We start from the raw sequence: 12,760 nt of genomic DNA, 5'->3' as shown, positions 1-12,760 counted from the left end.
GCACGTTTCGCCCATCTTCCACATCATTCTATAGTTGAGGGTTCACCTGTAAACCCTTGTTTACCAAGGATTCATCAGATGCGCATTCGGGGTGATACGTGGCACCCTATTTGCGTTTCATCCTTCCAGAACATTCCACATCTCCTTTTCCTTCAGTCAAACGGAGGTACCATGGCTGTCAAGACCACCACGTTACAAAGCGGCAAGATCGGCGTCGTCGAGGTCAAGGGATCGCTTGTGGGAGGGGAAGAGACCGACGAACTGCGCAGTGCAGTTGCTGATTTCGTTGAGCAGGGCACGAAGAAGCTCATCATCGATCTCAGCAAGGTCACGTACCTGAACAGCACGGCGATCGGTGTGCTGGTGTCGGCGCACACGACGTTCTCGAAGAACAAAGGGCATGTCAAGCTGTGCGGCATCAACAAGAACATCAACAACATCTTTGTGATCACGAAGCTCACGATGGTCTTTGATGTGGCAGAGACCCGTGAGGAAGCGGTCAAGGCATTCGGCGGCAACGAGTAGTTCGTACCACAGCTCACAGTACCATATACCAAAGGAGTGCACATCAATGAAGCAGTCCATCTTTCTTTCGGTGGTGATCGTGGTCACCGCCATCGTGGCCATCCTCATCTACCAGTTCATCCTGGGTAACCCGGCGAACTTCCGGAACGGCGAAGTCCGCACCGTGCCTGACAACCTCCTCGGCACCGTGTATACCGGCGGTATCGTTGTGCCCTTCCTGATCACGCTCACGTTGATGGACCTCACGCTGGTGTTTGAGCGTATCTTCTCATTGCGCAAGGCGAACGGCAAGCGCTCGCTCCCGACCTTCCTGAAGACCGTGCAGGGTCATTTGATGTCGAACAAGATCGATGAGGCGATCAAGGAATGTGATGCGCAGCGTGGTTCCGCTGCGAACATCATCCGTTCCGGCCTCGAGCGGTACAAGCAGGTGCTGGCGGAGAAGAAGCTGGATCCGGAGAAGCGCATGCAGGAGACCCAGCGTGCGATCGAAGAAGCCACCAGCCTGGAGACCCCGCTGCTCGAGCGCAACCTGATCGCGCTGTCCACGATCGCCTCGATCGCCACCATGGCCGGTCTGCTCGGCACGACGGTCGGTATGATCCGTGCATTCACCGCTCTTGCCAAGGCAGGTGCACCGGATGCCATCCAGCTGTCGATCGGTATCTCGGAAGCGCTGATCAACACGGCCCTCGGACTGCTGGCGGCCATCATCGGTATCATTGCGTACAACTTCTTCGTGACGAAGATCGACAATTTCACGTACATGATCGACGAAGCCAGCTACAACGTGGTGCAGATCCTCAACACGCGGTCCAACGACTAACGCCGGAGGCGGAACGGTATGCCGAAATTCAAGCCGCACCGACAGGGCGTCCGGATCGATATGACGCCGCTGGTGGACGTGGCCTTTCTGCTGCTGACGTTCTTCATGCTGACGACGCAGTTCAAACCGGTGGAAGAGGTGTCGATCGTGTTGCCCTCTTCGCATTCGGAGTTCAAACTGCCGGAATCGGACGTGATGATGATCAGCATCGCGAAAGAAGCCACCTACATTGGCAATGACACAACACACATCTGGTTGTCGCTGGACTCCCAGATCCTGCGCAAGCGCCTGTTCTCGGAGTACAAGAACAAATCGGTCCAGGTCGAAGGCAAGCAGTATCCGAAGGAATACAAGGAGACCTACTACCTCGAACTGAGCTACCCGGTCCCGAAGAGCCAGCTCGCGAACTATCTGGTCCAGGCACGTACCGCGAATCCGAAACTCCGCACCGTGGTCAAGGGTGATCGTGACTCGGATTATGGTGTCGCGGAAGACGTGATGGATATCCTGCAGAAAACAAACATCACCCGGTTCAGCCTGGTAACAGATTTCGCCAGACCGGTTCAGGAATAGGAGGCCGATCATGTCAGGTGGAGAAGTAGCTGCCCCAGGTGGAAGTAAGAAGGGCAAGAAAGGCAAAAAGAAGGGCAATCGCCTCGGCGTTCGTATCGACATGACGGCGCTGGTGGATGTGGCCTTTCTGCTTCTGACGTTCTTTATGTACACGACGAGTATGTCGCGCCCGCAGACGATGGAGATCAACCTTCCGCCCGACGACAATGTGAAGGTCGAGATCGCGGAATCCAATCTTCTGACGCTGCGGATCAACCAGAAGGGTGACATTTTCTGGAACACGGGCATCGAATCGCCGAAGCGCCTCGATCCGGTCGAACTGCGCAAGTTCCTCAGGGAGAAATCTCTTGGGAACCCGAAGCTGACGACGCTGGTGAAGGTGGATCGTGAAGGGAAGTACATCATGCTTGTCAATATGATCGATGAGCTGAACCTTGCACAGATCCAGCGTTTCAGCATCGCGCCGCTGCTTGACGCCGACAAGGCGTTGATCGCGCGCGTGCAATCATAGGGAAGGAGGAAACAGAACATGGCAGCAACAGCTGCAACAGCCTCCTACAAGGGAGCTCAGTACGGGGCGGTCGAACTCAAAGCCGTGTACCAGAAGTACTGGTTCACGGGGTTGGGCATCGCCGTGACCCTGCATCTGCTTCTTGTCGGGTCCTACTATCTGATCGGACTCCTCAATGAAGAAGAAGCGCCGGTGATGATGGTCCGGATCATGAAGTACTCCGATCTCGGTCCGCCGCCCTCGATCAACGCAGCCAACACCCCGCCCCCGATCTCGGTGGCGGCGCCAAGCGCCAAGCCGACCGTCGGTGCGCCTGTTCCGGTGCCGGATGCCGAGGTGAGCGCGGAGCAGACCATGGCCACCCAGACCGAAATGAGCAATCAGGTCGCGCCGGTGGTGGACGTGGATGCGGGTGGTCCCGTGGAGATCGAGCAGGACATCAGGATCGATGAGGATGCACCGCCGGCCGATTTCGTGCCGGTGGAGAAGGAACCCCAGCCGGTGAAGAAGGTCGAGCCGAAGTATCCGGAACTCGCGATGCGTGCGGGCCTGGAAGGCAAGGTCTGGGTGAAGATCTGGGTCGATAAAGAAGGCAAGCCGAAGCAGGTTGTCATTCTGAAGAGCGACGCGGAGATCTTCAACGAACCGGCAGTGGAAGCGGCAAAGCAGTGGGTGTTCACACCCGCCTACATGAACAACGGACCGGTCGCGGTGTGGGTATCGATCCCGTTCCGGTTCAAGCTGGCGGACCGCAAGTAACAGCAGTGATGTGATGTACGGCCACGGAGGGTGAGGGCGGTCCGCCGCCCTCACCCCACCGGGACCGATCGGAGGTCGGATGAAGACGATGGATGTGATCCGGTACGTGATCCTGACGCTGTCCGCAGCGGCCGTGGTCTTCGGTGTGCTGGTCATCGCCGGGGTCTTTGTCCCATCCCGGGGTGAGTTCTCCGATGAGATGCGGTATGTCATTGGCGCCGTGATCACGCTGTACGGGTTGTACCGGTTTCTGATCAGTTATTTCAGGCGGACCAAGTCATGACCAGGTATAGCATCGTTGCCATACTCGTTGCCGCGGGCCTGGTGCTCGCGGGATGCAGCCGTGAGCCGGGTTCCACAAAGCTGACCTCGGGCACGCTCACCGTGGAATGCGACGAGGCCGTGTTCCCCGCCATGAATGTCCTCGCCGCGGACTTCCGTCAGCAGTACCCCGATGCCCGTATCGACATCCGGTGCGTCGAGGCACGTGCTGCGACGGCGAATTTCGTGAACGATAGTGTGAAGGTCATCGTCTGCGCGCGTCCGCTCAATGACGAAGAGCGGAACGTGTTGACAGCGACGAAGACCTGGTTCGAAGAGTATCACGTTGCACAATCCGCCGTCGCCGTGATCGTCAACCCGGCGAACCCCGTGAAGGAACTGCGCATGGGGCAGGCGGACAGCATCTTCACCGGTCAGACCACCGTCTGGCCGAACTGGCGTGCCGGGGGGGTGGTGGACCTGGTGATCGGCAGCGTGGATGCCAGTACGAATGAAGTGTTCCGGCGCCTGGTCATGCGCGGCAAGCCGTTCGCGCAGTCCGCGACCCCGATGACGAGCTCCTCGGATATCGTGGAGTATGTGGCGAAGACCCCGGGTGCCGCCGGCATCGTGGGTGTGGGTTGGCTGAAGGGTGTGGAAAGCGACGTGAAGGTCATCGGACTCTCGCGGCCCGGCGTGACCCCGGATTCCACCCAGCCTGCGGGCAAGGCCTACGCACCGCATCAGGCGTACGTGTATCAGGGATATTATCCGGCTTCAACGCCGGTCACGATGTACACCCGGGACCTCGACCGCACGGTCAGTCTCGGATTCATCTCCTTCGCCGCAGGTCCATTCGGGCAGAAGGTGTTCCTGAATAGCGGGTTGGTGCCGGTGACCATGCCTGTTCGACTCATTCAACTTACATCGGAATAGGTGAACGACGATGAAACGCGCACTTGTGCTCTTGTTGCTTGGCTGTATGGTGGAGTTCGGATTCGGCCAGGAGTTCCTGGTGAAGGGGAGAGCTGCCCTTGCGTCGAAGGACACGACGGCGGCGATCGCTGCGTTTGAGCAGGCCCTGAAGGCCAACCAGAAACCCGGCGAGACGCATACCCACCTCGGCACCATTGCGCTCGCGCGCGGACAGGTCGCCGATGCCGTGAAGCATCTCGAGGAAGCCGTGCGCATCGACGATGATATCGTGGATGCCGTGCGGTCGCTCGGCGAGGCGTATGTGAAGACGAAGAACCTCCCCGGCGCGATCGTGCAGTTCAAGCGCGCGGTGAAACTCGCCCCGAAGAACGGCGCGGTGGCCGCATCGTATGGCAAGGCGCTTCTTGCGGCCGACTCGACGGATGCAGCGATCCGGGAGCTGACGCGTGCGAAGGAGTATCTGCCGGAAGACCCCAGCATCTATGAAGCGCTGGGCGATGCGTTCGCCAACCACAATGTCGTCCCCATGGTGATCATGAATTACCAGAAGGCGATCGAATACGACCCGGCGGGTACCTCACGCCGCATCAAGCTGGCGAATGTGTACGAAAAGAACCGCCAGTATACGGAGGCGGTGAAGGAGTTCGATGAGATCATCAAGCGTGATTCCTCGAACGCCGATGCCTACCGCCAGAAGGGGAATATCTATCTGCGCGCGAAGCTGTACAAGAGCGCGATCGCCCCGCTGCGGACGTACACCAACCTCCAGCCGAAGTCGGTGGAAGGCTCCGTCCTGCTCGTGAAAGCCCTGAGCGGCGCGAATGATTTCGAAGAGACGGTGAAGGAAGCGAAACGCTCGATCAAGATGGATTCCTCCAACGTGGATGTCTGGCGGTCGCTTGCCCAGGCACAGGTGGAGACGCGCCAGTTCCAGGACGCCCTCGTGTCGTACGAGGCCCTGAAGCGCAGGAAGGCGTTCACGTCGGCGGACCAGGGGCAGTTTGGGCTCGCGCTGTTCCGGACCGGCCGCGACCAGGAAGCGCTGCAATCGTTGCTGGAGGCGGTGGCGACCGACTCGACGAACTGCGACGCGTACTTCAGTCTGGGCAGCATCTACATGAAGGTGCGGGAGTACGAGAAGGCCGGTGCGATGTTCGACAAGCGGATCGACTGCGATCCGAAGTCCATCTCGCTCGCCGCGTACCTGAATGGCGCCGCATCGCACATGCAGACGAAGAACTATCCGCGCACGCGCGAGCTGCTCACCCGTGCGATCGCGGTGAAGCCGGATTTCCTGCAGGCACGGCTCTGGCTGGCGCGCTACTATGCGCAGGTGGATTCGCTGGACAACGCGAAGGCCGAGTACGACTCGGTGCTGCAGCAGATCGGCACGAACACCGACAAGTACAAGAAGGAAGCGGCTGAAGCCCACTACCTGCTCGGGATGTATTTCTTCCGCAAACAGGCGTTCGGGTCGTCCGTGGAGTCCTTCCGTAAGGCCTCATCCCTCGGGTACGAGGATGCAGGGCTCCGCTTGACGTGGGGCCAGGCCGTGTTGCAGACGCTGGACCGTACGGCAACGGACCCGAGCGACAACGACAAGAAGATCGCCGATGCGATACGGCTGTTCCGCCGTGTGATCGAACTTGATCCTGCCAATGCCCAGGGCCATCTCTGGCTCGGCCAGGGCCTGATCCAGGCACGCAAGGAAGGCGACGACAAGCGGAACAAGGAGTTGCAGGAGGAGGCGTGCGGGGAATTCCGGAAGACCTTGAAGCTTGAGCCGAGGAATGATGATGCGAAGAAGGCGATGGATCGCATCGGATGCAAATAGGCACGTGCCCCGGCACGCCGGGGTCGTGGAAGTACCGACAGGCCCGGGCCTGCTGCGATGCAGCTGCAAGAGTCGGCGGGATATATCCCGCCGGGGAAGAGACAACGACAATGGAGCCGGTCCGGGAATGGGGCCGGCTCCTTTCTATTGTGTCTGCCTGCTAATACATTGTCATATAATGTGTTAGACGGCTTCTGAATCGGCCGGTAACGGGGGGACTTGACCGGGAACAAAAAAACATGTATCTTCGTTGTATCATTTAAATCACCTAAATCGTCTAAATCGTACTACTGATCATTGAGGATACCCATGCAGGGCACCCTGAAGATAAACGGAGATACTACCAGCGTCAGGCATCGCCGTTTCGAGAAGGAGATGATGCCGTACATGGATCAGCTGTTCAACTATGCGACGTATCTCTCCGGCGACCGCGAGCAGGCCAGCGATCTGCTGCAGGATACGTATATGAAGGCCTACCGGTTCTTCGACAAGTTCGAGACCGGTACCAATGCCAAGGCATGGTTGTACCGCATCATGAAGAACACGTACATCAACGAGTACCGCCGCACCCATCGCCTCCCCGAGATCGTCGAATATGACGAGCAGATCTCGCCCTATCAGATGTCGGCGCAGGGACGGGAAGACAACGATCTGCGGAACATGCTGGATACGCAGATGTTCGACGATGACATCGCCGGTGCCCTTGCCGGGCTTCCGGAAAGTTCAAGAGTGTGATCGTCCTGCGTGACCTGGAAGAGCTGCCGTACGAAGAGATCGCGGAGGTGCTGGAGATCCCCATCGGTACCGTGCGGTCGCGCCTGCACCGGGCTCGTGCGTTGCTGTTCGACACGCTGAAGAATTACGCAAAGAAGAAGGGGTATACGGTGGGCGACCGTTTCCTGCCTGCCGACCTTGCCCTCGCCTCCTGAGGCGGATGAACGCTCAGGGAGCCGCGAGGATGTCCATGAACCTATGGATGATGGTTCCCGTGGCTCCCCATATCACGTGGCCACCGTACCGGTAGGTCCATACTTCGCGCACCGCGCCACGGATGGATCGACGCTCCATTTCGGCATTCCCGGGATCGGCGAAGAACGCGAGCGGCACCGTGAAGGCCTCCGCCACCTCCCCCGGACTCAACTGAAGCGGCGGGAGGTGTGAAAGGAGTCCGACCACCGGGGTGATGCAGAAGCCGGTCGGCGTCGTCAGATCATCAAGCATACCGAGCATTTCCACGGAGGCCGGGGGTATCCCGAGTTCCTCCTCCGCCTCCCTCACCGCCGTGTGCACACGGTCCCTGTCAGCCCCATCCACCATCCCTCCGGGGAACGCGATCTGCCCCTTGTGGGTCTCCACGGTCTCTGTCCGCCGCGTGAGCAACAGGGAGAGGCCGTGGTGCTCCTGGACGATGGGCACGAGGACCGCGGCGGAGATCAGCGGTACCGCACCTCCGTCCTCAAGGGCGGGGCGTCGCGCATGCGTGGCGACGGCGTGGCGGATCAGGGTCGGTGTGATGGGGTGTGCCAGCATAGACCAAGATACTGATACCGCCGGGCATCTGCAAAAGGGTGGATTGCATGTTGGGGAGGGTGTTTCTTATATTATATCATTAGACAATGCTCCGCTCCACAACGAGTGAGGTCGTATGCACGAGCAAGAGATCCGTGTTGAAGGAATGACATGCCAGCACTGCGTGATGGCGGTACAGAAGGCGTTGAATGAAGTGCCCGGCATCAGCGTGAAGGTGGTCCGTATCGGCGCGGTGGTGTACAGCACCGATGATATCGAACGCGCCGAGAAGCGCGTCCGGCAGGCCATCACGGCCTCCGGCTATAAGCCCGTTGCGTGATCGCATCCCGATGACGTCCGCGGACAGGCAGTGACACCCCTGTACACGATCGACGTCGCCCATCCACCCCGCCCATCATCCGCGGTCGAACGCCAGCTGGACGATGCCTGGCTCCACGTCAGGCGCAGCCGGCAGCTTCGCGTCCTCAAGGTGATCCACGGCTACGGTAGTTCCGGCGGACCCGGTTCCATCCGCGACACCGCGCGAAACTGGGCCTGGGACCATCGCCGTCACTTCTGTGCGGTCATCAACGGCGAAGAGTATTCTCTGCAGGATATCCGCACGCAGGACCTCCGGAAGGCCGTCGGGGATTTTACCGACCCCGATCTCGGGGGGAGCAACCCGGGTGTCCTCATCATCTGGATCCACTAACACCGTCCGTCCCTATGGCACCTCTGCGCATTCTTGTCGTCCTCATCCTTCTCACCATCACCGGCGCCCGTGCGCAGCAGGAGTGGGCCACGACCTATGACCGCAGCGGCGGGACGCGTACCCCACGGTACGACGAGACCGTGGCCTACTGCGAACGCCTTGCCGCGCACTCACCCTGGGCGCGCTCTACCTCCTTCGGCGTCAGTCCGCAGGGCCGCGCACTCCCCCTCCTCATCGTCTCGAAAGCAAAGGCCTTCACGCCCGATGCCGCGGCGCGCACGCACCAGGCCGTGATCCTCATTCAGGCAGGGATCCATTCCGGCGAGATCGACGGCAAGGATGCGATGTTCACCATCCTCCGCGAGATGCTGGTCCAGCACCGGGACACAGAAGTGCTCGACAGCGTGATCATCCTGTTCGTCCCGATCTTCAGCGTGGACGGCCACGAACGTTTCAGCGCCTTCAACCGCATCAACCAGAATGGCCCGGCGGAGATGGGCTGGCGGACCACTGCCCGGAATCTGAACCTCAACCGCGACTACATGAAAGCCGACACGCCGGAGATGCGGGCGATGCTGACGCTGTTCCAGCGGTGGCTGCCGGACCTGTATGTCGATTGTCATGTGACCGACGGGATCGACATGCAGTACGACATCACCTATGCCACCGAACTCGGCCCGAACATCGACCGGGGGATCGTGGACTACCTGAAGACAACGCTGATGCCGCGGGTGCTGGACAGGGTGGAGAGGGACGGCCATCCCATCTTCTGGTACGTGTTCCCGCGCGAGGAGACCGACCTCAGCAAGGGGATGGAAGCGGTGCGTCCACGCCACGGTTCTCCACCGGGTATGCGGCCCTGCAGAACCGTCCATCGATCCTCATCGAGACGCACATGCTGAAGCCGTACAGGACCCGGGTCGAAGCCACCGCATCGTTCCTTCGCGGTACGCTCGCGACCGTCGCGCGGAACGCATCCGCACTCCGCCGCACGGTCCGCGATGCCGATGCACGGCGCGCCGCTGCCGCCGACCGGTCCGTTCCCGTGAAGTTCGCGCTGGGGAAGGATTCGACGATGATGCCGTTCAAGGGGATCCGGCTGCGCACGGAACAGAGCGGGATCTCCGGCGGACGGAAACTGGTCTATACAGGTGAACCGTACGACGTCATGGTCCCGTTCTATGACCACATTCTCACCGTGGATTCCGTGACGCTGCCGGCGGCGTACATCATTCCGCCGGAATGGGGGTTCGTCCCCGAACTGTTCGCGCTCCATGGTGTGCGGTACCGGACGACCGCAGTACCGGAGACCGTCACCGTGACGACGAACCGATTCATGAACGTTCGTTTTGCCGCGCGTCCGTACGAGGGAAGGCAGACGGCGACGTATGCCGCCGAGCCGGTGACGATGCGTCGCGCCTATCCGGCGGGAAGCCTTGTGGTACCGTCGGCGCAGCGTGCATCGCATGTGGCGGCGCACCTGCTGGAGCCGAAGAGCGGCGATTCATTCGTGGCCTGGGGGTTCTTCAATGCGATCTTCGAGCAGAAGGAATACGCCGAGGACTACGTGATGGAGAAGGAAGGAAAGGCGATGCTCGATGCGGATCCAGCGTTACGCGCCGCGTACCTGGCAACGATCGCCGCCGACTCCGTGTTTGCGCGCGACCCGAATGCCCGGCTCAACTGGTTGTACAACCGCTCCCGCTGGGCGGATGAACGGCTGAATATGTATCCGGTGGGGAGGATCGATGCCGCGGTACTGCAGGGACTGCATCTCAAGTAGAACGCGGTGGCTCAGGTGTCCGCAATGACATCGCGGTAGATGGTCTCCAGCCGGTCGATCTGCTTCCGCTGGTCGAAGAGTTCTTCCACCCGTTGCCGTCCCGACTCGCCCATGCGCCGGGCCATCGCGGGATCCCGCAGCAGCCTGCCGAGCGCATCGGCAAGCGGCACGGCCTGGCGCGGCGGCACCATGAGCCCGGTGAGCCGGTCCACCACGATATCCACCACGCCGTCGCAGTTGGTCGCCACGACCGCCCGCCGCATCGCCATCGCCTCGATGAGCACGACGCCGAAGGACTCCGCATGGGAGGGAAAGGCAAAGAGATCGAAGGCGGACATCACGGCCGGCACATCGGCGCGATACCCCGCGAAGTGTACCCGGTTCCCCAGATCCAGTCCGGCCGCCTTCTCCTTGATCGCCGCTGCATATGCTTCTTCCCCGTGGCTCGCCTCCCCCACAATGACAAGCCGGAAATCCAGTCCGCGGTCGCTCAGGATCTTCGCCGCGTCGAGGATCTCCTCATGTCCTTTCCCGGGAGAGAACCGGCCCACGAACCCGATCACCGGCGTCTCGTCTTCGACGCCGAACGACCCGCGTGTTGCCGCTCGATCGACCTTCTTCGGATCGAAGATGGTCAGATCGACAGCATCGTGGAGCGTGAGCACGCGGTCCGCGGTCATCGGTGTCGTTTCGAGGACGTTCCGTTGAATGACATCGGAGATCGCGAGGACGTACCGGAGATGACCGTAGGTATAGCGGTGGAACAAGTCCTTCTTCCGGACGTACGAACCCATGCGTTTGCTCAGGAGGGTGGGCACGGTGCCGCCCGCGAGTTGCTGTGCAGGGATGACCGTGGCAAGATCGCGCGAGTGCTGGCAATGGATGACGTCGATCCTGTTCTGACGGATGAACCGGGCAAGCCGCCAGGCGAGCAGCGGATGGATGTAGCCGCGGACCGGCAGGGGGAGCAGGGTGAACGGAAAGCCGGCGGCTTTCTGTGCGAGCCGCGAACCCGAGGGCGCCGCGAGCCAGACCTCATGGCCGCGGGCGTGGAGTTGCCGGGAGAGTTCGATGGCCTGCATCTCGAGTCCGCCCCAGGAGGCGGAGAAACAGGTCTGCAGTATCTTCAATGATGGAGCCATGGTCCTGAAAAAGTGCGGCGGCACCGGCATGGGATGGAGCCCCTTCCGATGCCGCCGGATGCTTCCTGCCGCCCCTTACCCGCGCTGGGCTATGGTCGGCACATCGCGCTTGTCGTGGCCAAGATAGATCTGGCGCGGACGGGCGATCTTCTGATCGGCATCGTCCACCATCTCCGCCCACTGGGCGAGCCAGCCCGACATGCGTCCGATCGCGAACAACACCGGGAACATATCCACCGGGAACTTCATGGCCTGGTAGATGAGTCCGGAGTAGAAGTCCACGTTCGGATACAGCTTCCGCTTGATGAAATACTCGTCCTGCAACGCGATGCGTTCGAGCTCGAGGGCGATATCGAGTTTGGGGTTGCGCCCCGTGACCTCGAACACCTGGTCCGCGAGCCGCTTGATGATGTTCGCGCGCGGATCGTAGTTCTTGTACACGCGGTGCCCGAAGCCCATCAGTCGCCCGTGCCCTTCCTTCACTTCCTTGATGAAGCCGGGGATGTTCTCCTTCGTGCCGATCTCATCCAGCATGCGGAGCACGGCTTCGTTGGCGCCGCCGTGGAGGGGGCCATAGAGAGCGGCGGATGCCGCCGCGGCCGCGCTGTACGGATCCACCTGCGAGCTGCCCACGCTGCGCATGGCGCTCGTGCTGCAGTTCTGTTCGTGGTCGGCGTGGAGGATGAACAGCACGTCCAGGGCCTTCTCCAGCACCGGATGCGGATGATACTTCGGCTCCGCCATGCGGAACATCATGTTCAGGAAGTTGCCGGCGTAGGAGAGGTCGTTGTCCGGCTGCACGTACGGCATGCCGACACTGTGGCGGTAGGCGTACGCAGCTGCCGTGGGCACTTTGCCGATCAGGCGGTGGAACGTGAGCTGGCGTTCGGCCTTGTTGGTGATGTGCTTGGCGGACGGATAGAACGTCGAGAGCGCGCCGATGGTGCTGACCAGCATGCCCATGGGGTGTGCATCATGATGGAAGCCGTCCATCAGTTTCTTGATGTTCTCATGGACGAACGTGTGTGTCGTGATGTTGTTCGACCATTCGGCGAGCTGTGTCTTGTTGGGGAGCTCACCATAGATGAGCAGATAGGCGACCTCGAGGTACGAGCAGCGTTCGGCCAGTTGCTCGATCGGATATCCGCGGTAGCGCAGGATGCCCTTGTCGCCATCGATGTACGTGATCGTGCTCTTGCACGATGCGGTGTTCATGAACGCCGGATCATACGTCATGATGCCGAAATCATCGGCATGCTCTTTGATCTGGCGCAGGTCCGTTGCCTTGATCGTCTCGTTGTCTATCGGCAGCTCGTACGACTTTCCCGTACGATTGTCCGTGATCGTGAGCGTGGGCTTCTTTGCATCACCCTGCGATTGCATTGTGGG

The 12,760-nt window shown here is 60.7% G+C and carries 15 protein-coding genes and 1 pseudogene; 13 read left to right on the top strand and 3 right to left on the bottom strand.

Annotation, left to right across the window (positions count from 1 at the left end; all coding sequences use genetic code 11):
* Positions 1-171 precede the first annotated feature (171 nt).
* The 9 genes and pseudogenes from IPI01_12685 (at position 172) to IPI01_12645 (ending at position 7,154) form a co-directional block, all read left to right on the top strand.
* Positions 172-525, top strand: coding sequence for an STAS domain-containing protein (locus IPI01_12685; GenBank protein MBK7258631.1), 354 nt, complete (start codon positions 172-174; stop codon positions 523-525).
* 46 nt (positions 526-571) lie between these two features.
* Positions 572-1,351, top strand: coding sequence for a MotA/TolQ/ExbB proton channel family protein (locus IPI01_12680; protein ID MBK7258630.1), 780 nt, complete (start codon positions 572-574; stop codon positions 1,349-1,351).
* A gap of 18 nt (positions 1,352-1,369) precedes the next feature.
* The gene (locus IPI01_12675) at positions 1,370-1,924 is read left to right on the top strand and encodes a biopolymer transporter ExbD (protein ID MBK7258629.1); all 555 of its coding nucleotides are present in this window, start codon (positions 1,370-1,372) and stop codon (positions 1,922-1,924) included.
* A 10-nt stretch (positions 1,925-1,934) separates the two neighbouring features.
* Complete coding sequence (locus IPI01_12670) at positions 1,935-2,435, top strand: biopolymer transporter ExbD (protein ID MBK7258628.1); 501 nt, start codon at positions 1,935-1,937, stop codon at positions 2,433-2,435.
* A gap of 18 nt (positions 2,436-2,453) precedes the next feature.
* Complete coding sequence (locus tag IPI01_12665) at positions 2,454-3,194, top strand: energy transducer TonB (GenBank protein ID MBK7258627.1); 741 nt, start codon at positions 2,454-2,456, stop codon at positions 3,192-3,194.
* A 79-nt stretch (positions 3,195-3,273) separates the two neighbouring features.
* Positions 3,274-3,477, top strand: coding sequence for a hypothetical protein (locus IPI01_12660; protein ID MBK7258626.1), 204 nt, complete (start codon positions 3,274-3,276; stop codon positions 3,475-3,477).
* The gene (locus IPI01_12655) at positions 3,474-4,391 is read left to right on the top strand and encodes a substrate-binding domain-containing protein (protein MBK7258625.1); all 918 of its coding nucleotides are present in this window, start codon (positions 3,474-3,476) and stop codon (positions 4,389-4,391) included. The genes IPI01_12660 and IPI01_12655 overlap by 4 nt, the downstream gene beginning before the upstream one ends.
* 10 nt (positions 4,392-4,401) lie before the next feature.
* The gene (locus IPI01_12650; protein ID MBK7258624.1) at positions 4,402-6,225 is read left to right on the top strand and encodes a tetratricopeptide repeat protein; all 1,824 of its coding nucleotides are present in this window, start codon (positions 4,402-4,404) and stop codon (positions 6,223-6,225) included.
* Positions 6,226-6,534: 309 nt separating this feature from the next.
* Positions 6,535-7,154, top strand: a pseudogene (locus IPI01_12645) (sigma-70 family RNA polymerase sigma factor).
* Between the two features lie 13 nt (positions 7,155-7,167).
* Here IPI01_12645 and IPI01_12640 read toward each other — a convergent pair.
* Positions 7,168-7,755 carry a CoA pyrophosphatase gene (locus IPI01_12640; GenBank protein ID MBK7258623.1) on the bottom strand — a complete coding sequence of 196 codons (588 nt, stop codon included), beginning with the start codon at positions 7,753-7,755 and terminating at the stop codon, positions 7,168-7,170.
* 115 nt (positions 7,756-7,870) lie between these two features.
* Between IPI01_12640 and IPI01_12635 the strand changes: the two genes are divergently transcribed.
* The 4 genes from IPI01_12635 to IPI01_12620 are packed head-to-tail and all read left to right on the top strand — an operon-like array spanning position 7,871 to position 10,229.
* The gene (locus IPI01_12635) at positions 7,871-8,074 is read left to right on the top strand and encodes a heavy-metal-associated domain-containing protein (protein MBK7258622.1); all 204 of its coding nucleotides are present in this window, start codon (positions 7,871-7,873) and stop codon (positions 8,072-8,074) included.
* A gap of 30 nt (positions 8,075-8,104) precedes the next feature.
* On the top strand, positions 8,105-8,446 hold the full coding sequence (locus IPI01_12630; protein ID MBK7258621.1) for a hypothetical protein: 342 nt from the start codon (positions 8,105-8,107) through the stop codon (positions 8,444-8,446).
* A 14-nt stretch (positions 8,447-8,460) separates the two neighbouring features.
* Entirely contained in the window at positions 8,461-9,348 is an 888-nt protein-coding gene (locus IPI01_12625; GenBank protein ID MBK7258620.1) for a hypothetical protein, read from the top strand.
* Entirely contained in the window at positions 9,342-10,229 is an 888-nt protein-coding gene (locus IPI01_12620) for a hypothetical protein (protein ID MBK7258619.1), read from the top strand. Before IPI01_12625 ends, IPI01_12620 begins: the two co-directional genes overlap by 7 nt.
* 11 nt (positions 10,230-10,240) lie before the next feature.
* Here the strand turns inward: IPI01_12620 and IPI01_12615 are convergent, their stop codons facing one another.
* Positions 10,241-11,359, bottom strand: coding sequence for a glycosyltransferase family 4 protein (locus IPI01_12615; GenBank protein ID MBK7258618.1), 1,119 nt, complete (start codon positions 11,357-11,359; stop codon positions 10,241-10,243).
* An 87-nt stretch (positions 11,360-11,446) separates the two neighbouring features.
* Positions 11,447-12,754 carry a citrate synthase gene (locus IPI01_12610; protein ID MBK7258617.1) on the bottom strand — a complete coding sequence of 436 codons (1,308 nt, stop codon included), beginning with the start codon at positions 12,752-12,754 and terminating at the stop codon, positions 11,447-11,449.
* Positions 12,755-12,760 lie beyond the last annotated feature (6 nt).

This window comes from Ignavibacteriota bacterium, assembly GCA_016707525.1.
Taxonomy (GTDB): Bacteria; Bacteroidota; Ignavibacteria; order UBA10030; family UBA6906; genus JAGDMK01.
This window is presented reverse-complemented; position numbering and strand designations above follow the sequence as displayed.

Excerpts from the sequence above, each read along its gene's own strand:
- IPI01_12685 (MBK7258631.1), top strand. The coding sequence starts at position 172 with ATGGCTGTCAAGACCACCACGTTACAAAGCGGCAAGATCGGCGTCGTC.
- IPI01_12680 (MBK7258630.1), top strand. The coding sequence starts at position 572 with ATGAAGCAGTCCATCTTTCTTTCGGTGGTGATCGTGGTCACCGCCATC.
- IPI01_12675 (MBK7258629.1), top strand. The coding sequence starts at position 1,370 with ATGCCGAAATTCAAGCCGCACCGACAGGGCGTCCGGATCGATATGACG.
- IPI01_12670 (MBK7258628.1), top strand. The coding sequence starts at position 1,935 with ATGTCAGGTGGAGAAGTAGCTGCCCCAGGTGGAAGTAAGAAGGGCAAG.
- IPI01_12665 (MBK7258627.1), top strand. The coding sequence starts at position 2,454 with ATGGCAGCAACAGCTGCAACAGCCTCCTACAAGGGAGCTCAGTACGGG.
- IPI01_12660 (MBK7258626.1), top strand. The coding sequence starts at position 3,274 with ATGAAGACGATGGATGTGATCCGGTACGTGATCCTGACGCTGTCCGCA.
- IPI01_12655 (MBK7258625.1), top strand. The coding sequence starts at position 3,474 with ATGACCAGGTATAGCATCGTTGCCATACTCGTTGCCGCGGGCCTGGTG.
- IPI01_12650 (MBK7258624.1), top strand. The coding sequence starts at position 4,402 with ATGAAACGCGCACTTGTGCTCTTGTTGCTTGGCTGTATGGTGGAGTTC.
- IPI01_12640 (MBK7258623.1), bottom strand. The coding sequence starts at position 7,755 with ATGCTGGCACACCCCATCACACCGACCCTGATCCGCCACGCCGTCGCC.
- IPI01_12635 (MBK7258622.1), top strand. The coding sequence starts at position 7,871 with ATGCACGAGCAAGAGATCCGTGTTGAAGGAATGACATGCCAGCACTGC.
- IPI01_12625 (MBK7258620.1), top strand. The coding sequence starts at position 8,461 with ATGGCACCTCTGCGCATTCTTGTCGTCCTCATCCTTCTCACCATCACC.
- IPI01_12620 (MBK7258619.1), top strand. The coding sequence starts at position 9,342 with ATGCTGAAGCCGTACAGGACCCGGGTCGAAGCCACCGCATCGTTCCTT.
- IPI01_12610 (MBK7258617.1), bottom strand. The coding sequence starts at position 12,754 with ATGCAATCGCAGGGTGATGCAAAGAAGCCCACGCTCACGATCACGGAC.